This window comes from Microbaculum mangrovi, assembly GCF_051390635.1.
In the GTDB taxonomy this organism is placed as follows: domain Bacteria; phylum Pseudomonadota; class Alphaproteobacteria; order Rhizobiales; family Tepidamorphaceae; genus Microbaculum.
This window is the reverse complement of sequence record NZ_JBPODT010000003.1, coordinates 652,972-674,541: the sequence shown is the minus strand read 5'-3', so window position 1 is coordinate 674,541 and position 21,570 is coordinate 652,972. Positions and strand designations below refer to the sequence as shown.

The window sequence follows — 21,570 nt, the reverse complement described above, 5'->3', positions numbered from 1 at the left end:
CGGATCCGGCATGCTCATTTCACAGACCTCGCGGGACGTTGCGGACCGTCCCGGGCGGCCAGCGGCCGCCCGGGAAACCCTTGATCAATCAAGCTCGCCGTAATCCTTTTGCTGCTGCTTGACGATCTCGACGCCCTTGGCAGCCAGCTCCGAACGGGTGGCGATTTCATTCCACAGCTCAAGCGCCACGGCGTTCATCTTGGCGCGATCCGCCTCGGATAGCTCGACCGGAGTCACGCCCGCCGCCTTGATCGTGCCCACGCCTTCGGTCTCCACCGCCGAGTAGTTCATGGTCTGCGCGAGATTGCCGTAATACGCGGCGAACTCGATCACCTCCTGAAGGTCTTCCGGCAGGGACTCCCAGGTGTCGCGGTTGACCACCCAGTGGCCCACGCCGGTATTCAGGTTCGGCGACAGGATCATCGACTTCACGAAGCCCTGCAGGTCCTGCTCGTGGATGGCCGCGGGGCCGTAGACCATGCCGTCGATGGTGCCGAGCTGAAGCGCCGTATACAGCTCCGCGCCCGGCACCACGACCGGCGACGCGCCGAGCTTCTGCATCAGTTCGCCGTAAACGCCGACTGCCCGGATCTTCTTGCCCTTGAGATCCTCGAGGCTCTCGATCGGCTCGCGCAGGGCGATGCCGTAGTTAAGGCTGATGATCGCCGGGAACCACTTGACGTTGAAGCGGCTCTCATAGGCTTCCTCGATGACGTCCTTGAGGCCACGGTTGAAGTAGGCGTCGTAGGCTTCCCAGGGCTCCTGCCAGGCGAGCGGCAGCCCGACCTCGACGTCCGCCTCCGGAATGTCGCCGCTGTAGAAACCGCCCCAGGACTGACTGATGTCGAGCACGCCCTGGTCGACTGCCTCGAGCATCCCCGTGACCGATACCAGCGCGCCGGCATCATAGACTTCGAACTTGATGCGGCCGTCGCTCATCTCTTCGACGAGCTTGCGGAAACCTTCGCCGTTCTTGGTGGCGTAGGCCTGGTTCGACGGGTGCGAGACCTGATAGCGCAGGGTGTAGACTTTGCCTTCGTCGGCGGCCGCGCTTCCGGCGAATGCCGTCAGCGACGCGGCAAGTCCAACCGCGGCGAACGTATTCCAGTGATTGGTCATAAAGACCCTCCTCCTTTTTGTCGGTAAAGCCCGTTCTCGGAACAGGGCGCAATACGACCCGGGACATAGCCGTCATGCAACACGCCGGAGACCGTAGTGCACTGTGCGCACAAACCCGGCCCGTGCACGGGCGCAGCTTCCCCTACAGGAGGTCATTTGCCGGCGAATCTAGAGAACGCCGCCTGGAGACCCGACGCGCCGCGTCAGGTTCCCGCCAGTGCCGCCCTCTCGGCGGCAATCGCCTTCTCGATAGCGCCGATACAGGCCGAGAACGGCTCCATATACCGCCTGGCGGCTTCTTCGGGGGTCATGACCGTGGTGAAGTAGACAAGGTTCAGCGCCCCGAGCACATGCCCGTTCGAACTGAGAACGGGCCGGGCTATGGCGCTGATCTTGCGCTCGGATTCCCCCACGGAACTGGCGAAACCGTCCCGGCGCACCTTCTCGATAGTGCGTCGGACGAAGGACTCGCTGCGCAGGTCCTCCGCATCCTGGCCACCGGTGGTACAGACGATCGCGCGGATCGCCTCCAGCTCCCGTTCGGTCATCGCCGATATGATCGCCTTGCCCAGCGCGGACCGGAGCAATAGCCGGCTTTTGCCGATCATCGCGTGATGGATCGACATCGGGCTGATCTTGTGGGTGGAGTATCGGATGACGACCTCGCCGAGGATGAAGCTGGCGAAGTCGCTGGGCCACAGGATCTCCGAGGTCAGTTCGCGGATATAGGGGGCCGCGATCTGCGCGTGCAGGTCATTGGTTTTGATCCCGTCCGCGATCTGCGACAGCTTGGAGGTCAGGGAGACCGCACCATCCTCCTCGCGGCGGACGACATAGCCCTGATCGGCCAGCGTGCTGAGCAGCCGGTAAACCGTTGTGCGGTCGATCCCCACGGCCTTGCTCAGGATTTGCGGCGACGTCCAGCCCAGTTCCCCAAGTGCCTCGATAATCTGCAGCCCGCGCGCCAGCGAGCGCACGTCCTTGTATGGCCGGGACACGTCCTAATCCTTCTCGGGCACCCCCCCTGTTCTCATAGCGAACAACCCTGGAAACGAGGTTGTCAAGGGTCGGGCCATTTTTCAGGTTCACGCCACGAGTGGATGACGGGTCGGCGGGGCTGCTGCGCGCCGGTCGAATAAGGAGAAGTGTCGATGATCGTCGGGTCTGTTTGCATGTCCCACAGTCCGCTGCTTGAGCGCAATCGCGCCGATCCCGGCATCGAACAGCGCTTCAACGCGGCGATCGCGGCAGCGGCCGACTATGTCGCCGACTTGGCCCCGGATCTGACGATCGTCATCCATCCCGACCACATCAACGGCTTCTTCTATGACCTTCTGCCCGCGTTCTGCGTCGGCATCCAGGCGACCTCGATCGGCGATTTCGGCACCGCGGCCGGCAAGCTATCGATCCCCGAAGACACCGCGATGGATCTGTCGCGCTCCATCCTCGACGACGGAATCGACACGGCGATTTCCTATAAGATGGAAGTCGATCACGGTGCGGTGCAGCCGGTAGAGATTCTGTCGGCCAAGCACGACCTTTCCAACCTGATCCCGGTGTTCATCAACTGCGCCGCCGCCCCGCGCCCGACATTCGATCGTGTTCGCGCCCTGGGCCGTGCCGTCGGCGCTTGGGCGCAGCGGCGTCCGGAGCGGATCCTGATCATCGGCTCGGGCGGGCTGTCGCACGATCCGCCCATGCCGGCACTAGCCGGCGCCGCGCCGGAGGTGCGCAACCGCCTCATCAACGGCGGCGAGCTGACCCACGCCCAGCGCGTGGCGCGGCAGTCCAAGGCGGTCCAGGAAAGCGAGAAGGTCCTCGCCGGCACGTCGAAGACGCTTCCGCTCGATCCCGCCTGGGACAGGAAACTGCTGGACGGTTTCCTCTCCGGCGACCTGACCACGCTCGACGCCAGCAGTGACGAAGAGATAACGGCGACGGGCGGACGCGGCGGTCACGAGGTGCGCAGCTGGTTTGCGACGCTCGCCGCGCTGGGGCCGAACTACGAGGCGGAAGAGCTGTTCTACGAACCGATGAACGTCTGGCTGACGGGCATGGGCGTGCTGAAGGCCGATCCGGCCTGAGCGGCGGCCTCCCCTTTCACACACCTTCGCGCGCGCCCGGCAGCGCATCGGACCACTGCGTCAGGAGTATCTTCGTGACAACGCAGCATAAATCCATCTGGACCGACCTGACGGCGGTTCCGTTCTCCCAGGGCTATATCGATGCAGACGGTATCAGGACCCGCTATCTCTCGTCGGGTTCGCCCGACAAGCCGCTGCTGATCCTCATTCACGGCACTGGCGGCCACGCCGAGGCGTACAGCCGCAACATGGCCGCGCACGGCGCGCATTTCTGGACCGTGTCGATCGACCTGGTCGGCCACGGCTGGTCGGACAAGCCGGCCATCGGCTACGAAATTCCCGCCTACGGCGCCCATGTGATGTCCGTGATCAAGGCGCTGGGACGCGACAAGGCGCATATCTCCGGCGAATCGCTGGGCGGCTGGGTGGCGGCGTGGATCGCCATTCATCATCCCGAGATGGTCGAGCGCCTCGTTCTCAACACGTCGGGCGGCTGGACGGCTCATCCCGAGGTGATGAAGCGGATCCACCGGCTTTCGATGGAAGCGGTGCGCGACCCGAACTACGACCGGATCCGCGAGCGGCTGGAATTCCTTATGCACGACAAGGCGCACGTCAACGACGATCTCGTCGAGGCGCGCCGCGCGATTTACTCCCAACCCGGCTACGTCGAGACGATGGAACGGGTGCTGTGCCTCCAGGACATGGAGACCCGCAAGCGCAACATGCTCTCCGAAGAGGATACGGCGAAAATCACGGCGCCGACGCTGGTGCTGTGGACCTCGCACGACCCCACGGCGACACCGGAGGAAGGGCAGATGATCTCCAGGATGATCCCCGGCGCGCGCTACGAGGTGATGAACGGCTGCGGGCACTGGCCGCAGTTCGAGAACGCGCCGCACTTCAACACGCTGCACATCGACTTCCTCCTCGGCCGATGAGCCGTACCGGGGACAGCAGGAGCTTCTAGGTATGACGACGAGCATCGAGGATATGGCCGCGACGCTGTTCGAGGCGCGCTCGAACCTGCGTCAGATCGCGCCGCTGCGCGAAACGATGGGTCTGGCGCGGATCGAGGACGCGCTGGCCGTTCAGGAATCTGTGACCGGACGTTGGCTCGACCGGGGCCGCCGCCTGGTCGGCCGCAAGATCGGACTAACCGCCGAAGCCGTCCAGAAACAAATGGGTGTGGACGAGCCCGACTACGGCGTGCTGTGGGCCGACTACGCGTTTTCCGACGGCGACACGGTGGACATGGCGCGCTTCATGCAGCCGCGTGCTGAGGCAGAGATCGCCTTCGTCATGGACCGCGGTCTGGCCGACCCCGACGCCGCCATGACCGACGTGATCCGCGCGGTCGCCTACGCGGTTCCCGCGCTTGAGGTTATCGACAGCGCCATCGCCGACTGGAACATCGGGCTCGTCGATACCGTCGCCGACAACGCATCGGGCGGTGGTTTCGTGCTGGGCAAGAGCCCGCGCCGGATCAGCGACGTCGACCTGCGGCTGTGCGGCATGATCATGGGCCGCAATGGCGCGCAGGCCTCGCTCGGGCTCGGCGCGGCCTGTCTCGGCCACCCGCTTACCGCGGTGCTCTGGCTGGTGCGGAAGATGGCGGCGATCGGGCGGCCGGTCGAAGAAGGCGACATCATTCTTTCAGGCTCGCTGGGTCCGGTCGTGCCGATAGCGGCAGGCGACGAATTCTCGGTCGAGATCCAGGGATTCGAGCCGTTTCACGTCGGCTTCGCCGGCTAGAGGCGCATCGGGTTGGGAACGAAGGCAATGAAGCAGAAAGTGGCAATCGTCGGCTCCGGGAATATCGGCACCGACCTGATGATCAAGATCCTCAAGTCTTCCGAGACGCTCGAAATGGGCGCGATGGTCGGGATCGACCCGGCCTCTGACGGATTGCGCATGGCCGCCGAGCGCGGCGTGCCGGTGACGCACGAGGGGCTGGAGGGGCTGCGCCGCCTGCCCGGCTACGACGCGATCCGCCTCGTGTTCGATGCGACGTCCGCCGGCGCGCACATCGGCCACGCAAAGGTTCTCCAGGCCGACGGCAAACAGGTGATCGACCTGACGCCGGCCGCCGTCGGACCCTATGTCGTGCCCGTCTGCAACATCGACGAACACATCGCTGCGGCGAACATGAACATGGTGACCTGCGGCGGCCAGGCGACGGTGCCGATGGTCTATGCGGTCAATCGCGTCGTCGACCGGCTGATCTACGCCGAGATCGTCGCCTCGGTATCCTCCCGCTCAGCGGGGCCGGGCACGCGCGCCAACATCGACGAATTCACACAGACGACCAGCCGTGCCATCGAGGCGGTCGGCGGCGCCGAACGCGGCAAGGCCATCATCATTCTCAATCCCGCCGAACCGCCGATGATCATGCGCGACAGCGTGTTCACGCTGAGCCAGGGCGGCGACGAAGGCGCTATCCGCGCCTCGGTCGAGGAGATGGTCGCGGCGGTGCAGAGCTACGTCCCCGGCTACCGGTTGAAGCAGGACGTTCAGTTCGAGCGGATCGCCGAAGACGCCCCCGCGGTGATTCCCGGCATCGGCCGTGTCGCCGGGCTGAAGACCTCGATTTTCCTCGAAGTGGAAGGCGCCGCCGACCATTTCCCGGCCTATGCCGGCAACCTGGACATCATGACCTCGGCGGCCAAGGCGGTTGCGGAGCGCTGGACGCAGAGCTGCGCCAAGGAGGCTTGAGATGAGCGTTACCAATCCCGACCGGCTGTACATCCAGGACGTGTCGATGCGCGACGGGATGCACGCCCTGCGCCATCAGATGTCCCTCGACACCGTACGGACGGTCGCCGCCGCGCTCGACGATGCCGGCGTCGACGCCCTCGAAGTGACGCACGGCGACGGACTGTCGGGCAGCTCGTTCAACTATGGTTTTGGGAGCAACTCGGACCTCGACTGGATCGCCGCCGCCGCCGACGCGGTGAAGACGGCACGGGTGACCGTTCTCCTCGTTCCCGGCATCGGCCTGGCCAACGACCTCGTCGATGCCTATGGCGTCGGGGCGCGCTCGGTACGGATCGCCACGCATTGCACCGAGGCCGACGTGTCGCGCCAGCATATCGGCGTGGCGCGGGATCTGGGATATGACACAGCCTGCTTCCTGATGATGAGCCACATGATCAGCCCCGAGCTGCTGCTCGAGCAGGCGCGACTGATGGAGAGCTATGGCGCGGAATGCGTCTATGTCGTCGACAGCGCCGGGGCGATGTTGCCCGAGGACGTTGCCGCGCGGGTGGGAGCCCTGCGTGAAGGGCTGAGACCCGAGACGGAGGTCGGAATCCATACCCACGAGAACCTGCACCACGGCATTGCCAACGCAATCGCCGGCGTTCGCGCCGGCGCGGTTCGGGTGGACGGCTCGCTCGCCGGGCTGGGCGCGGGCGCCGGCAACGCGCCGATCGAGGCGATGATCGCCGTCTTCGACCGTATGGGGCTCAAGACCGGCTGCGACTTCGTCAAGCTCGCGGCGGTGGCGGACGGCGTCGTCAGGCCCTTGATGGACCGCCCCGTGCGGGTCGACCGGGAAAGCTTGATGCTGGGCTACGCCGGCGTCTATTCGAGCTTCCTGCGCCACGCGGAGAAGGCTGCCGCCGACCACCGCATTCCCGCTTCCGACATTCTGGTCGAGCTGGGCAAGCGAAAGATGGTGGGCGGGCAGGAGGACATGATCGTGGATGTCGCCCTCGACCTGGTCAAAGGCTGAGGTCGGCCGGATTGGCATCCCGATAGGAGATTAGGATCCATGGCGGGCAGATCGAAAACCAGTTTGCCGAAGAAGGTGGATGTCGTCATCGTCGGGGCCGGCCCCGTCGGGCTGACGATCGCGAATTTCCTCGGTGCGCGCGGCGTGTGGACGCTTGTGCTGGAACAACGCGACGAGCTCATCGACTACCCGCGCGGTGTCGGCATGGACGACGAGTGCCTGCGAAGCTTCCAGGCGATCGGTCTGGCCGACGCGGTCGCGGCCAACACCACGCCCGACCAGAAGATGCGCTTCGTGACGATGCACGGCCAGACCCTGGCCTCGATCGAACCGAAGACTCGGGTATTCGGCTGGCCGCGGCGCAACTCCTTCATCCAGCCGATGGTCGACAGGATCCTCTATTCCGGCCTGGACCGCTTCGACAGCGTGACGACTTTGATGGGCGCCGAGGTCACAGCGTTCCAGGACCGGGGCGATTCCGTCTCTCTCGACATCTCCCACGGCGGCAAGACGGCCCAGGTGGAGGCGCGCTGGCTCGTAGGTTGCGACGGCGGGCGAAGCATGGTCCGCAAAGAACTCGGCATCGACTTCGAGGGCGTCACGGATTCCACCCGCTGGGTCGTGATCGACCTGCACGACGATCCGATCGGGCGTCCCGGATCCTACCTGCACTGCGTGCCGGAGCGGCCCTATGTCTCGATCGCGCTGCCGCACGGCAAGCGGCGGGTCGAGTTCATGGTGTTCGATACCGAGGCTGAGGAAACGCTGTGCTCGGACGAAGGCGTGCGCAAGCTGCTCGCCCGGGTGATGCCGCGTCCCGAGGACGCAAACGTGATGCGCAGCCGGGTCTACACCCACAATGCCCGCCTCGCGCGCCAGTTCCAGAAGGGCCGCGTGTTCATCGCCGGCGATGCCGCGCACCTAATGCCGGTCTGGCAGGGACAGGGCTACAACAGCGGCATCCGCGACGCGACCAACCTCGGCTGGAAGCTGGCGATGGTCGCCAAGGGCGAAGCCCGGGAGGCACTGCTCGACAGCTATGGCGTCGAACGCCGCGATCACGCCAAGGCTATGATCGACCTGTCGGTGACCGCCGGCAAGATATTCTCCCCGACGAGCAAGACCGTATCCTGGCTGCGCGACAAGCTCGGGCTGCTGATGAACGCGATCCCGCCGGTAAAGCGCTATTTCGTCGAGATGCGCTTCAAGCCGATGCCGCGGTATCGCGACGGCGTGGTGATGAAGACCGCCCGCGGCGAGGTGCAGGGCAGCGCCACCGGCAAGATGTTTCCGCAGCCGAATGTCCTCGACGCCGACGGCGCGCGCCGCAGGCTGGACGACGTCCTCGGTCTCGATATCGCCATCCTGTCCTGGGGCAACGACCCACAGCTTTTCCTGAAGCCCGAGGAGCGCGAACGCTGGTCGAAACTCGGCGCGCGATTCTTCGCGATCGTGCCGGACACGCAGCACGGCGGCTTCCAGGGCAACATCCTCCCGGGGACCGAGGTCCTCAGTGATGCCGATGGTGCCCTGCATGAATGGTTCGCCGATCAGGGCGGCGATGGAAGCGTGGTGTTTCTCCGTCCCGACCGCTTCGTCGCCGGAATCGCCGGCCCCCAGGATGTCGGCCAGGCCAGCAACGCGCTGTTGAACGCCTTCCACGCGGTCAACTAACAAGTCGGGGCGCAGCCAATCGGGCGGGCGGCCAAGCGGGCACGCGGCGGCGGTCTCGAAGCCCCCCGAAAGGCACGATGCCCGCAGAAAGAAAGCGACCAAGATGAACGCGACTTCCCATTCAGCCGATATCGTCGTGGTGGGCGCCGGTGGCGCCGGTCTGACAGCGGCCGCGGTCGCTGCCAGCGAGGGGCGGCGAGTCATCCTTCTGGAGAAGAGCCGCTATGTCGGCGGCACCGCCGCGGTCTCCGGCGGCGCGGTCTGGATTCCGAACAACCCGCATCTCGCCGCAACCGGCGTGGAAGACAGCTACGAGAACGCCCGACTCTTCCTCGATACCGTCGTCGGCAATCTCGCGAGCGCCGACATGAAGGACGCGTTCCTGCGGCGCGGACCGGAGGCGATCCGGTATATCGAGGAAAACACCGACCTTCACTTCTCGGCGCGCCCCTACGGACCGGACTATCTCGACCGGCCGGGATCGAGCCTGGGCGGGCGCCTGATGGACCCCGCCGAGTTCGACGGCCGGGAACTCGGCGACCGGTTCAACGATCTTCGCCCGCCGCTTCCGGAGTTCGGACTGTTCGGAAAGATGATGGTCAACCGTGCGGACCTTGAGGCGCTGCTCGCCGCGCGCCGTTCTCCGAAGGCTGCCATGCATTCGGCCCGCGTCGTGTTCCGCTACTTTCGCGACCGCCTGCGCGGCTACCCGCGGGGCACCCGGCTGCTGATCGGCAATGCCCTTGCCGCCGCCCTGTACAAGACGTTGCTGCGCAAGGACACGCCGATCTGGCTGGAGACCGAGACGCGCCGCCTGCTGACGGCGGACGGGCAGATCTGCGGCGTCGAGGTCGAACGCGCCGGCGAGCGCCTTGTCATCAACGCGTCCGCCGTCATCCTCGCGAGCGGCGGCTTCCCCGGCTCGGCGCGGATGCGCGAGCGCCTGCTTCCGGACGCGCCGGAGCCGTTGTCGGCCGCCATCGCCGACAACACCGGCGACGGTATCGCCCTGGCCGAAGCCGTCGGCGGGACGATCGCAGACCGCAATTCCAACGGCGCCTACTGGTCGCCCGTTTCGCTGGTGCCGCGCGACGACGGGTCGGTAGCCCATTTCCCGCACCTGATGTTCGACCGCGCCAAACCGGGGCTCATCGCGGTCACCAGCAACGGCAAACGGTTCACGAACGAGGCCGATTCGTACCACGAGTTCGTCAAGGCCATGCTGAAGCAGAATGCCGACAACGCCTATCTGATCGCCGACAGCACGTTCCTGAGCAAATACACCTTCGGGCCGGTCCCGCCGGAATTCGCGATGCGCCAGAAGTTCCTGCGGTCCGGCTATCTGATGAAGGCCGACAGCATCTCCGGACTGGCGCGACAGATCGGTATCGATCCCAACGCGCTCGAGGCGACGATTTCCCGCTACAACACGTCCGCCGCAAAGGGGCAGGATCCGGACTTCGACAAGGGTGGCTCGCCCTACAACCGGTATCTCGGCGATGCTGGAAAACCCGGGAATCCCTGCCTTGCGCCGATCGACAAGGGACCGTTCTACGCGATCAAGGTCTTCAAGGGCGACATCGGCACCTGCCGCGGCCTGGACGTGAACACCCATGCGCAAGTCCTGGATGCTGCCGGCGCGCCGATTCCGGGTCTGTATGCTTGCGGCAACGACATGAACTCAATGATGGGTGGCGAGTACCCAGGTCCGGGGATCACCATCGGCCAGGCGATCACGTTCGGCTATGTCGCGGCCATCCATGCCGCAGGCATCAAAGACGCCTGACCCTTCGGTCCGGCCAGGCGTGCCGGGGAGCGTGGCCCGCTCCCAGAATGTCGCCTTCGAACCTGGACGGGTCGGTCGGATTGGTCCGGCCCTCATCCCTGGAACAGCTGAGGACAGGGTTCCCCCGCCATGTCCCGATGGCGGACCGGCGGCGCCGTCGGGATTGAACAACAAGATCGGCCCCCCGTGCCCGCTCCCCCATGCGGGCACACCTCGTCGTACTTCCTGCGCCAGCCTCTATTCTGGCCATCAGGTCGGCCACTGAAGCGAACCATTTCACTTTCAGACGCCTGTCGCGAAGCAAGCCATTGGCGCGCTCGAAACGCGCACTGTCGCTTGGGATTCCCGGCCGGAAGCCGTTCATTCGCACCGCGCACCGTCGCGCCTGTGTGCAGCGACACGCTCGTCGATCCCGGTTCCGCATTTTCGATCAATCCAGTCGACTAAGCATTCGCGTTGACGCTCCTCGCACACCGCGTTATATCTTAATTAGAAACAATGTTTCATAATGAGAAACACCGGAGGAAACAAACAATGCGGGTTCTTCACACCCTTCTTGCCGGCGCATTTGCCTTCGGCGCGATGAGCGCTGCTGCGTCTGCCGCCGACTACAACTTCAAGATCGGCCACGCGGCCTCCAGCAAGCACGCCTTCAACATCGGCGTTGAGATGTTCGCCGAGGCCGTCGCGGAGAAGACCGGCGGCAAGGTTGCGATCGAAGTGGTGGGCGACCGGCAGCTCGGCGACGACAAGCAGCTTCTGGAAGGCGTGCAGCTCGGCACGATCGACGGCGCCCTGGTTTCGGCGCCGGTCTTCCCGCTGGCGGCTGGCGCGGCCGCGTTCGACGCGCTGCAGCTGCCCTTCGTGGTCCCCTCCTACGACTCCATGTCGGCCGTCCTCTCGGGCCCGGTCGGCCAGAAGCTGCTCGACAGCCTCGATGCCAAGGGCATGAAGGGCCTCTCCTTCTACGAAGCCGGCCAGCGCCACTTCCTGAGCCGTGAGAAGCCGGTGAAGTCGGTCGCCGACTTCGAGGGTCTGAAGACCCGCATCGTCCCGATCCCGCTGCACAAGGCGACCTGGGAAGCGGTCGGCACGAACCCGGTCGGCATGCCCTACGGCGAAGTCTACTCGGGTCTCGAAACCGGTGTGATCGACGCCGTCGAAATCAACCTCTCCTCCGTCGAGTCCGAAAACCTGTTCCAGAACGCCAAGGAAGTGACGTTCACGGGCCAATATTTCTGGCCGGGTGTGCTGGTTGTGAACAAGGCCAAATTCGACGCCCTGCCGGAGGACATCCAGACGGCGATGATCGAGGCCGGCCACGAGACCATCGCCAAGCACTACCAGTTCGCCAAGGAAGACGAGGCGCGGGTGGCCGAGGCCCTGAAGGCGAAGGGCGTCACCATAAACCAGCTCGACGACCTGAAGGCCATGCAGGACAAGACGGCGCCGGTTGTGACGGAGTGGTCGGGCAAGGACCCGATCATCGTCGAGTTCATCGAAGCCATCCGCAAGGGGTCGTGACAATGACCGCTGACAAGGGCGAGGGGGCGCAAGCCTTCCGCTGGGAAGACCTGCCCCGCGAACAGGTACGGCCCGGGGTCTCCCGGGCCGGTTTCCGGGGCAACCAGGCCATGATGGTGATGAACTGGCTGGAGCCGGGAATGGAGGTGCGTCCGCACAGCCACCCCGAGGAGCAGCTGGTGATGGTGGTGAAGGGCAGGATGCGCTTCTACATCGGCGACGAGACCGTCGATGTTGAGGAGGGTGGCCTCGTCCGCATTCCGCCGAATGTCGTTCATTGCGGCGAGGTGCTCGGCGACGAGACGGTCCTCAACCTCGACGTCTTCTCGCCGCTTCGGCAGGACTACCTGCACCTCGTGACCTATCAGAAGAGCACCTTCGAACCCGATTGACCGTCTTCGGCGTCGGGCAGCCCGCCTTCGCGGCCGGCACCGTGCCGGCCGAAAGGACAGCTTTGTGCCCGACAACGGCGCCGCGGTGACGAGAGCGAGATGACCGAAACACTGACCAGTATCGCAAAGGTCTACAGGACGCTGATGGTCGCCCTGCTGGGCGCCATGATGGCGATCCTGTTCGCGGTGATGTGCGTTCAGGTATTCTTCCGCTACGGCCTGAACAACTCGCTGATCTGGGCGGAAGAGGTCTGCCGCTATCTTCTTATCTGGGTCTCCTTCCTGGCCTGCGGAGTCGCCTATCAGCGCGGCGAGATCGCGGCGATGCGCATCCTCGTCGAGGCGCTGCCGGCGCGCGCGGCCGCCCTACTCACCCTCATCGCCGACGCCGCGATCCTGGTGCTTCTGGGCTTCCTGGTGATTTTCGGCTGGCGCTACGCCGTGTTCAGCGGCGGCCAGACCATGCCGGCGGCGAATTTCATCTGGTCCGATGTCTTTCATGGAGAGGGCTCGGCAAATCTCTCGCTGTTCTGGGTCTATGTCTCGATCCCGATCAGCATGACCTTGCTCGCAGTCCACATCGTCCTTCACACGCTCTCCACGCTGAAAGCCCTGGCGGGCGGGACCCCGCCGACCTCCCCCTCGGAATTGGGGGGTGAGCCGTGATCTTCTATCTTTCCGGCTTCGCGGCCTTTCTCCTGATCGGCGTACCGGTCGCCCTGGCACTGGGGCTCGCATCGCTTGTGTACCTGTACCTGACCGGCAACACGCAGCTCCTGATTGCCTTTCCGCAACGCATGATCGCCGGCGTCGACCAGTTCGTACTGCTGACGATCCCCTTCTTCCTGCTGGCCGGCAACTTCATGAACGCAGGCGGCATCACCGATGAAATCGTCAGACTCGCGCAGACGCTGGTCGGGCGCGTGCGCGGCGGTCTCGCCGCCGTGACCGTCGTCGCCAGCATGCTGTTTTCAGGCGTCAGCGGTGCGGCAACGGCGGAGGCCTCGGCGCTCGGCAGCGTTCTGATTCCGGCCATGCGCCGAGATGGTTACGATCCGCGCTATGCGGCCGCGCTGGTCGCCACCAGCTCGATCCTCGGACCGTTGGTGCCGCCTTCGCTGGCGCTGATCCTCTATGGCGTCCTGACCGGCACCTCGATCGGCGACCTCTTCATCGCCGGCATCGGCCCGGCGATCATCCTGTGCCTGGCGCTCGTTGCCTATGTGCTGATCAAGGCGCGGCGCGAGGGACATCCGCCTTCGCCCATGCTGGGGAAGGCCGAGCGCCGCCGTTCGCTCCGCCGCGGCGCGCCGGCTCTGCTCCTGCCGGTGATCATCGTCGGCGGCATCCGCTCGGGTATCTTCACCCCGACAGAGGCCGCGGCGATCGCCGCGCTCTATGCGCTGCTGCTCGCCGTTTTCTTCTATCGCACGATGGGATTTGCAGCCTTCTGGAACGCACTGTTCGAGACCGCGACGCTGTCGGCCGGGATCATGCTGATTGTCGCGATGGCATCGATGACAGCCTTCGTGCTCGGCTTCGAGAACGTCCCAAGGCAGATTGCCGCGGGTCTGACATCGCTGACGCAGGATCCGGCACTGCTGCTCCTCCTGATCAACGCGCTGCTCCTGATGCTCGGGCTTTTCCTGGAACCGCTCGCTGCCCTGATCCTCGTCATGCCGATCCTGATCGAGGTGGTAAAGACGATCGGGCTCGATCCCGTCCAGTTCGGCGTCATGGTCGTGCTCAACCTGATGATCGGCATGATCACGCCGCCGGTCGGTCTGTGTCTCTTCATCGTCAGTGCAATCGGCCGCGTGCCGATCGAAGGCGTGAGCCGCGCCGCGCTGCCGATGATCGTCATCTGCGTCGCCGTGCTTCTGCTCGTCGCCTTCGTGCCCGACCTGACGCTGTTCCTGCCAAGCCTGATTGCAGAAGGGGGAAACTGAGATGGCAGGGGAGAACACGTCGGCCGGCATCCAGTCGCTGAAGCATGCCTTCGAGGTCATCGAAAAGATGGCCGCGATCGGTGAACCGATCGGCGTTACCGAACTGGCCAAGGCACTGTGCATTCCGAAAACCCGCACTTTCCGCTACCTGCGGACGCTCAAGACGCTCGGCTACGTGTCGCAGGACAGTTCCACCGAGAAGTATCGGTTGACGCTGCGCTTGTTCCATATCGGCCAGGCGGTCGCCGACTCCACGCAGCTTCTGACCGAGGCCCGCGCCGCCATGGTGCAGCTGCGGAAGGAAACGCAACAGACAGTCACCCTGTCGAGCATCGAGAACGACGGTGTGCGGGTTCTCGATATCGTGCGTGCGCACTCCCCGGTTCAGATCGTGACCCGTCCCGGCGCGTTGCTCGAATTTCATTCCTCGGCTCAGGGACGCGTCGCCCTCGCCTTCGGGTCGGCGAGCCTCTGGCAGGCGGTACGCGACAAGCCGATGACACAGTGGACGCCACACACCAACACCGACCTGGCGACGCTGGAAGCCGAAGTCGCAGAAGCCCGCGAGCGTGGCTGGGCGACGGCGCCGGAACAGACGCTCGTCGGCGTCAATGCGCTGGCGGCGCCGATCTTCGGCGCCAATCGCGAACTGATCGCGACGATCACGGTGGCCGGCTCCCTGCAGCACGTTCCCGCCCGGCCACCCGAAGCACTTCTCGCGTCGGTCATGCAGGCGGCGCGACGCATATCCGAGAATCTAGGTTGCACGGAGTACCCTGTATGACGCGCCACGCGCTCGCAGTCGATATCGGCGGAACCTTTACGGACGTCGTCCTCGTTTCCCACGACGGAGCGAGTTTCGTCGACAAGACGCTCACGACCCATAACAACCTTCTGGAAGGGTTCTTCCGCGGTGTCGATCTCGTGCTGAACCGCGCGGGGATCCAGCCCGGCGACGTCGACGACGTCATCGTCCATGCGACCACGGTCGTCACCAACGCGCTGATCGAACGCAAAGGCCCCCCGACGGCCCTGATCGTCACCGAAGGGTTCCGGGATGTGCTCTACATCCGCAACGAGCACCGCTATGACATGTATGATCCGCAGATCGAGTTCGCCGATCCGCTGATCACGCGCGAGCTGACCTTTCCGCTCGCCGAGCGCACCTATGCCGACGGCGGGATCGGTGCGGCAATCGATGAGGACGCGGTTCGCGCCATCTCGAAGGAGCTGAAGGCGAAGGGCGTCCAATCCGTCGCCGTATGCCTCCTGAATTCCTACAAGAACCCGGAAAACGAGCAGGTCGTCGGCCGCGTACTCGCCGGGGAACTGCCGGATCTCTTCGTTTCACTGTCGAGCGATATCGCCCCGCAGATGCGCGAATACCTGCGCAGCTCGACGACGGCGATCAACGCGTTCACCCAGCCGATCACGCGGCCCTATCTCAATGCGCTGACCGAGGAACTTTCGAACCGCGGCTTTTCGCAGTTGCCGCTGATCATGCTGTCGAGCGGCGGCGTGGTGGGTGCGCCAACGGCCGGCCGCAATCCGGTTCGGATGATCGAGTCCGGTCCCGCCGCGGGAGCGCTGGTGGCGAGCTACTTCGCCCGGCGTTTCGATATCCCGAACCTGATCTCTTTCGACATGGGCGGCACCACCGCCAAGGCCTGCCTCATCCTCGACTACGAACCGCTCGTTACGGGCGAGTTCGAGGTCGATCGCCGATACCGGTACAAGCCGGGCAGCGGCATGCCGATCACCGTCCCCTCGATCGACATGATCGAGATCGGCGCGGGCGGTGGCTCGATCGCGCGCGTAGATGCGCTCGGGCTTCTGAAAACAGGGCCGGACAGCGCCGGCTCGGACCCCGGTCCCGTTTGTTACGGGCGTGGCGGCACCCAACCCTGCATCACGGACGCCGACGTGGTGCTCGGGATCCTCGATCCCGACAACTTCCTCGGCGGCGACATGAAGCTCGACGCCGACGGCGCGCGGGCAGCGCTCGCGGCGCTGGGCGACAAGCTCGGCGTCTCGGCGGAAAAGGCGGCGCTCGGCGTTTTCGAGGTCGTCTGCGAACAGATGGCCGCGGCCGCGCGCGCGCATGCCACCGACCGCGGCGTCGATTATCGCGGCCTGCCCATGCTCGCTTTCGGAGGCGCCGGCCCGGTACATGCCTGCAAAGTCGCGGAACTGGTGGATGCCAGCATGGTGATCTACCCGCCGCTCGCTAGCGTCCTGTCGGCCTTCGGCACTTTGGTGACACCGGCCAAGATCGACCTCGTGCGCAGCGCGCTTGCCCGGCTCGGGGACATCGACTGGAGCGCCCTCGGCGCAACCCTCGACACCATGATCGAGGAAGGCAGATCAGCGCTGCTCGAGGCCGGTCTCGACGTTGCGCAGGCGCGCTTCGGCTTTGCAGCAGACATGCGCTATGTCGGCCAGCAGTCGGAGATCACCGTCCAGTTCGAGGACGATCCGCGCAAGATCGCGGACCCCGCGAAGCTTCGTGAGACCTTCGAGACCGCCTACGAGAAGGTCTATGGCCTCAAGCTCTCCGACATGTCCGTGGAAGTGGTAAGCTGGCGTGTCGTCGCACAGGGCAAGCCGCCGGCGCGCGAGGCGGCAATCGCCTTCGCGACCGAGCCGGCCACGCCGAAGCGAACGCGTTCCGTGCATCTTGCCGATGCACCCGTCGACGTTCCCGTCTACGACCGTTCGGCCATCACGATCGGCCAAACGATCGCCGGCCCCGTGATCATCGAGGAACGCGAAACGACGGCCTTCGTTCTGCCGGGCTGGAGTGTCGTCCTGCACAAGAACGGAAGCCTGATCGCCCGCAGGAAGGAAGCCTGAGATGGACGGCATAGAACTGGAGATACTCTGGTCCAACGTGATCAGCATCGTGTCGGAGCAGGCGCGCGCTCTGCAGCGCGTCGCCTTCTCACCGGTCGTGCGCGAGGCAGGCGATCTTGCCAACGCCCTATTCGACAAGCGCGCCCGTATGGTTGCCCAGGCCGTGACCGGGACCCCTGGCCATATCAATTCTCTGGGCGCGGCGGCGCGAAACCTCCTGAAGGCGATACCGCCGGAGACGCTCAAACCCGGCGACGTACTGATCACCAACGATCCCTGGATGTCGGCAGGACACTTCTTCGACATCACGGTGCTTACGCCGATCTTCCGATCGGGCGAGATCATTGGCTACTGCGGCTCCACGATCCACCATACCGACATCGGCGGCTACGGCGTCGGCTCGGGCGCCCGCGACATCCACGAGGAAGGCCTCTGGATCCCGGTCCTCAAGCTCTACGAGGCCGGCAAGCCGAACGAGACCCTACACGCGGTCATGCGCCAGAACGTACGAACGCCGGATGCCCTGTTCGGCGATCTCGGCGCGCAAGTCGCGAGCGGCAATATCGCCGCCGAGCGCCTCAACACGATGTGCGACCGCTACGGCCTTGCCGACATCGAGGACCTGGCCGACGAGATCATCACCCGCTCGGAGACGGCGACCCGGGAGGCGATCTCGAAGCTGCCCTCCGGCACCTATACCGGCGAAAGTCGCTTCGACGTACCCAGCGGCGAGATCATCACGCTGCGTACGGCCGTGACCATCGACGCGGAGGCCGGCGACATCACCATCGACTTCGCCGGATCGTCGGGACCGAGCCCGATCGGGATCAATGTCGTGCCAGCCTACACCCACGCCTACGCAACCTTCGCGGTGCGCTCCACGCTCAATCCGGAGCTGCCGAACAACTACGGCAGCCTGTCACCTATTCGTGTGACGGCGCCGGACGAGTGCATCGTCAATGCCAAGTATCCGGTGCCTGTGAATGCCCGGCACGTCGTCGGCATGTACGTGCCCTTTCCGATCCTGAAGGCGCTCGCCAATGTCACGCCGAAGAACGTGGTCGCGGAAGGCTCAGGTGCCGTCTGGACGATTCAGATACAGGGTCGCGATCGCGCCGGGCAGCCGTTCACCAGCTCGATGTTCAACTATTCCGGCGGGATGGGTGCGCGCGCGACCAAGGACGGCCTGTCGGCGATCTGCTACCCGACCGGCGTCGCGGCGGTGCCGACCGAGGTGCTGGAAGCCGCCTTCCCGATCGAGTTCACCTGCAAGGAGCTGGAACTCGGCTCGGGCGGCCCGGGCAAATATCGCGGCGGCGACGGCCAACGCATCGGCTATCGCATGCGCACGGGATCACCGTGGCTTCTAAACGCTATTCCCTCCCGTCTGACGGAAGGCCCGGAAGGCCTGTTCGGCGGGGGATCGGGAACGCCCGGTCATTTCGAGATCAACGGCAAGGCAGTGTCGGAGGCGCGCAAGATCGAGATGCAGCCGGAGGACGAGGTGCTCATGATCACCCCGGGCGGCGGAGGCTATGGCCAAGCCGGGTAGCCAGTCGGGTATACGCCACGGGGCTATCGCACCGATCAATACGACGCGCCCCGTGTTTGCGTGACAATACCGCCCTGCCCCGCTGGCGACACGATCGACGGGCACGCATTCGCTTCAAGGTCACGTGGTTCGCGAGAGAACCGTGGCACGTGGACCCAATCGCGGCCATTTCGTGCCACGGCCGCTCGGCCATCAGGGGTGCGGTCACGATGTGACGGCGAGATCACTGAACTGGGGCAACGAGCCCACCGCGCTTGTGGCGTTATCCAGGACTTCGTGCCCGGGACGCCTACAACCGTTTCGCGGCGATATCGGCCCCCTCTCTGAGGGCAGAGAGCTTTTCCCAGACCAGTTCCTCGGCGACGAATTCGTAGCCCGCGAAGGTTCCAAATCCGCAGTCCGTGCTTGGAACCACGCGTTCGGCATCGCCGATGGCGTCGACAGCTTCCACGACCCGGCGTGCGACGACTTCCGGGTGTTCGATGTAGTTGCAGGTCGTGTCGACAATTCCCGGAAGCAGCAATGCGTCCTTCGGAAAAGGAAACTCCCGGAAGACTTCGTACTCGTGCTGATGGCGCGGGTTGGCGAACGGAATGCTGAAAGCGCCGACGTTGGCCCGGTAGAACATCCCGATCACGTCTCGAAGCGGAATATCGTGGACGTGGGGACCGGCCCAGTTGCCCCAACAGCAATGCAGGCGAATCCGCTCGGGCGGAAAGCCTTCGATCGCCGCATTCAAGGCTTCGAGATGGCGTTCGACGGCCGCCAGGAAATCCGGGGTATCAAGCGACTTGAAGAACGTGCACCGTTCCATCGCGATATCCGGCGCATCGATCTGGAGGGCGAAGCCCGCGTCGAGGATTGCCCCGTACTCCTTGCGAAGCTCGCCTGCGAGCGCGTCGAGATAATCGTCGTGGCTGTTGTAGTGCGCATTCTGGAGGGTCGTCGCCACGATGCCAGGCGACGGCGCAGTCAGGAAGGCGTCGCCCGGCTTCAGATCGTGGCTCGCCAGATGGCGCACAAGGCGCGCGCATTCCTGTTCGATCTCGGCGGTACTTTCGTAGGCGACCTCGCCGATCGCCATCGGCGCATCGCGAACCTTCGCGACATTGCCCATTCCGCGGCGCGCCATGGCGGCGTAGGTCGGAAACCGCTCGTAGTCGAGGGGCGCCTCACGGCGGGACTCCCCGCCGAAGCCCGTCATCCGGTCGGCGACATAGGTCTGAAAGCCAGCACGCCCCTGCTCACCGTCATTGACCCAGTCGACGCCCGCCTCGATCTGTCTGGTCAACGTCTCTTCGACGCGCTCGTCCACCAGCGTGTCGAACGCAGAGGCATCCACCTTTTCACCCGCCTCACGGGCAATCAGCATGCCGGCGAGCGTCTCGCCGCGCGGCAAGGATCCCACGTGCGTGGTCCGGAATCGGATGTTGGCCATCAACCACTCCTTCTTTGACTTCTGGATTCGCGCGCCTGCCACGTCACGCAGGCTCCAACCGGATCACGCCTCAGCGGGCGCATCCAGAAGGACCGCCATCAGCAAGGCGGGTTCGGGGGACAGGTTCTCCCAGGCGTGGTTCGTCTGGCGCTGAATGACGACGTCGAACGGCTCGAGGATGGTCTCGTCTTCATCGAGCACGAGCTTCACCCGACCCTTGAGGAGGATGATGTAATCGAGTGAATCCGTCTTGTGCATGCTGGGATGGCGTGCATTGGCGATCCGCGCCGATCCGGCACCCATGGCCTCGAAGACGTCGTGCGCCGCGGCCTGGCCTTCCGCATCATTGTCGAGACTGCCGGCCGGCGGAAGCTGGAAGAACCGGAATATGTTTCCGCCGCCGGACGGCGCGAGTACGACAGGCTGGTCGGCGCCATCCTCGACGGAAAGATCGGGTGTCGGCGACGACGTGACCCACAGGTTCGACAGGCCCCTGTGGGGCGCGGTCTCGACGGCATGCGGGCTTGGGCCATCCGAGAGTATTCTCGACCGACCTTCAGCGGTTGTTTCCGTGATGATCCGCCGGACCGGAATTAGCATTTCGCGATTCTCCTCTCTGTTTCGTTCAACGCACGTAGTCACTCGAGCCTCCGCAGATTGCCGAGGTCGGATGCCCCGATCGCCGTTTCGATCCGGGCGGGCAAGGTATCGAGGATCGGAAGCTCAGCCAGTCTGGACACGATGTGGAACTGGGTCGGCATCTGCTCCCAGGTGGCCCTGACAAAAGCGAACGTCGCGGTCGCCGTCTGCGTGGCAACAACGCGGCGATGCGTCGCGACATTGGGCGAAAGGCAGGCATAGGCGCAGTCTGCCTCGTCCAAGGCGCCTGTCCGAGGAATGTACTTGTAATGGAGCACCCCGTCGCTCGGCGCCGGCGCGGCCGGCGCTTGCGCGGCGTCCTCGATCCCCTCGAGGCTCATGCGGAAGAAGGGAAATCCCATCCAGGACGCCGTGACCTCGGCGGTCCGGCCGACGCGACGCGGCGCCGAGATCTCTGCGGGAAGCTTCGCATACCCGAGCTCCTCACGGCCGCTCAGAATCGGATCGGCGAGATTCTCCCACAGAACCGACAGGAACTGCCCACGCGCGGTGTCCCGCTGCCCCCTGTAGCCCGCCTTCAGATAGACGCCGAGCAAGCGATAGCCGCGTCCGGCAAGCCACGCGAGTTCGGTCAGTTCGGTATAGCGGACCTCGACCTCGGGATCGCCGTCCAGATAGAAGCCCGGCGGCAGAAGCGGCTCGAGCGCGTCTCGCATCGACAGGAACCGGACGCTCGCGGTGTAGCTTCGCGGTCCCGTCGTCCAGTCATGCGGCTTCCCGTCGGGGCCCTGCCGCGGGCCGGGCATGGGCCCGAAGCCATACGGCATGCGAAAGATCGTGCCTTGGGTCATTCCGTCTGCCCG

Annotated in this window: 19 protein-coding genes; 14 read left to right on the top strand and 5 right to left on the bottom strand. The window is 65.0% G+C overall.

Annotation, left to right across the window (positions count from 1 at the left end; translation table 11 throughout):
- Positions 1–84: 84 nt before the first annotated feature.
- Positions 85–1,119 (bottom strand): TRAP transporter substrate-binding protein DctP, encoded by a 1,035-nt coding sequence (gene dctP / locus ACSF9G_RS15985; RefSeq protein ID WP_436643088.1) that lies wholly within the window; start codon positions 1,117–1,119, stop codon positions 85–87.
- Positions 1,120–1,322: 203 nt separating this feature from the next.
- Positions 1,323–2,117, bottom strand: coding sequence for an IclR family transcriptional regulator domain-containing protein (locus ACSF9G_RS15980; RefSeq protein WP_261617533.1), 795 nt, complete (start codon positions 2,115–2,117; stop codon positions 1,323–1,325).
- 153 nt (positions 2,118–2,270) lie between these two features.
- Between ACSF9G_RS15980 and ACSF9G_RS15975 the strand changes: the two genes are divergently transcribed.
- The 14 genes from ACSF9G_RS15975 (at position 2,271) to ACSF9G_RS15910 (ending at position 18,669) form a co-directional block, all read left to right on the top strand.
- The gene (locus ACSF9G_RS15975; protein ID WP_436643087.1) at positions 2,271–3,203 is read left to right on the top strand and encodes a 3-carboxyethylcatechol 2,3-dioxygenase; all 933 of its coding nucleotides are present in this window, start codon (positions 2,271–2,273) and stop codon (positions 3,201–3,203) included.
- Positions 3,204–3,277: 74 nt separating this feature from the next.
- Positions 3,278–4,144 (top strand): alpha/beta fold hydrolase, encoded by an 867-nt coding sequence (locus ACSF9G_RS15970; protein WP_436643086.1) that lies wholly within the window; start codon positions 3,278–3,280, stop codon positions 4,142–4,144.
- Between the two features lie 31 nt (positions 4,145–4,175).
- On the top strand, positions 4,176–4,958 hold the full coding sequence (locus ACSF9G_RS15965) for a 2-keto-4-pentenoate hydratase (protein ID WP_436643085.1): 783 nt from the start codon (positions 4,176–4,178) through the stop codon (positions 4,956–4,958).
- Positions 4,959–4,985: 27 nt separating this feature from the next.
- Positions 4,986–5,918, top strand: a complete 933-nt coding sequence (locus ACSF9G_RS15960; protein WP_436643084.1) for an acetaldehyde dehydrogenase (acetylating) — start codon at positions 4,986–4,988, stop codon at positions 5,916–5,918.
- Between the two features lies 1 nt (position 5,919).
- Positions 5,920–6,939 (top strand): 4-hydroxy-2-oxovalerate aldolase, encoded by a 1,020-nt coding sequence (dmpG, locus tag ACSF9G_RS15955; protein ID WP_436643083.1) that lies wholly within the window; start codon positions 5,920–5,922, stop codon positions 6,937–6,939.
- A 39-nt stretch (positions 6,940–6,978) separates the two neighbouring features.
- The gene (locus ACSF9G_RS15950; RefSeq protein WP_436643082.1) at positions 6,979–8,613 is read left to right on the top strand and encodes a bifunctional 3-(3-hydroxy-phenyl)propionate/3-hydroxycinnamic acid hydroxylase; all 1,635 of its coding nucleotides are present in this window, start codon (positions 6,979–6,981) and stop codon (positions 8,611–8,613) included.
- A 103-nt stretch (positions 8,614–8,716) separates the two neighbouring features.
- The gene (locus tag ACSF9G_RS15945; protein ID WP_436643081.1) at positions 8,717–10,399 is read left to right on the top strand and encodes an FAD-dependent oxidoreductase; all 1,683 of its coding nucleotides are present in this window, start codon (positions 8,717–8,719) and stop codon (positions 10,397–10,399) included.
- A 534-nt stretch (positions 10,400–10,933) separates the two neighbouring features.
- Positions 10,934–11,923 carry a TRAP transporter substrate-binding protein gene (locus tag ACSF9G_RS15940; protein ID WP_436643080.1) on the top strand — a complete coding sequence of 330 codons (990 nt, stop codon included), beginning with the start codon at positions 10,934–10,936 and terminating at the stop codon, positions 11,921–11,923.
- A gap of 2 nt (positions 11,924–11,925) precedes the next feature.
- Positions 11,926–12,315, top strand: a complete 390-nt coding sequence (locus ACSF9G_RS15935; RefSeq protein ID WP_436643079.1) for a cupin domain-containing protein — start codon at positions 11,926–11,928, stop codon at positions 12,313–12,315.
- Between the two features lie 99 nt (positions 12,316–12,414).
- Positions 12,415–12,981, top strand: coding sequence for a TRAP transporter small permease (locus ACSF9G_RS15930; RefSeq protein ID WP_436643078.1), 567 nt, complete (start codon positions 12,415–12,417; stop codon positions 12,979–12,981).
- Entirely contained in the window at positions 12,978–14,264 is a 1,287-nt protein-coding gene (locus ACSF9G_RS15925; RefSeq protein ID WP_436643077.1) for a TRAP transporter large permease, read from the top strand. The genes ACSF9G_RS15930 and ACSF9G_RS15925 overlap by 4 nt, the downstream gene beginning before the upstream one ends.
- Before the next feature lies 1 nt (position 14,265).
- On the top strand, positions 14,266–15,048 hold the full coding sequence (locus tag ACSF9G_RS15920) for an IclR family transcriptional regulator (RefSeq protein ID WP_436643076.1): 783 nt from the start codon (positions 14,266–14,268) through the stop codon (positions 15,046–15,048).
- A complete protein-coding gene (locus tag ACSF9G_RS15915; RefSeq protein ID WP_436643075.1) occupies positions 15,045–17,117 on the top strand; it encodes a hydantoinase/oxoprolinase family protein in 2,073 nt (690 codons plus the stop codon). The genes ACSF9G_RS15920 and ACSF9G_RS15915 overlap by 4 nt, the downstream gene beginning before the upstream one ends.
- A gap of 1 nt (position 17,118) precedes the next feature.
- Positions 17,119–18,669, top strand: a complete 1,551-nt coding sequence (locus ACSF9G_RS15910; RefSeq protein WP_436643074.1) for a hydantoinase B/oxoprolinase family protein — start codon at positions 17,119–17,121, stop codon at positions 18,667–18,669.
- A gap of 289 nt (positions 18,670–18,958) precedes the next feature.
- Here ACSF9G_RS15910 and ACSF9G_RS15905 read toward each other — a convergent pair whose 3' ends face one another.
- The 3 genes from ACSF9G_RS15905 to ACSF9G_RS15895 form a co-directional block, all read right to left on the bottom strand.
- Positions 18,959–20,107: a uroporphyrinogen decarboxylase/cobalamine-independent methonine synthase family protein gene (locus ACSF9G_RS15905; RefSeq protein ID WP_436643073.1), complete on the bottom strand. Its 1,149-nt coding sequence runs from the start codon at positions 20,105–20,107 to the stop codon at positions 18,959–18,961.
- A gap of 63 nt (positions 20,108–20,170) precedes the next feature.
- On the bottom strand, positions 20,171–20,707 hold the full coding sequence (locus ACSF9G_RS15900) for a cupin domain-containing protein (RefSeq protein WP_436643072.1): 537 nt from the start codon (positions 20,705–20,707) through the stop codon (positions 20,171–20,173).
- A 38-nt stretch (positions 20,708–20,745) separates the two neighbouring features.
- Positions 20,746–21,558, bottom strand: a complete 813-nt coding sequence (locus ACSF9G_RS15895; protein ID WP_436643071.1) for an acetoacetate decarboxylase family protein — start codon at positions 21,556–21,558, stop codon at positions 20,746–20,748.
- Positions 21,559–21,570: the final 12 nt, after the last annotated feature.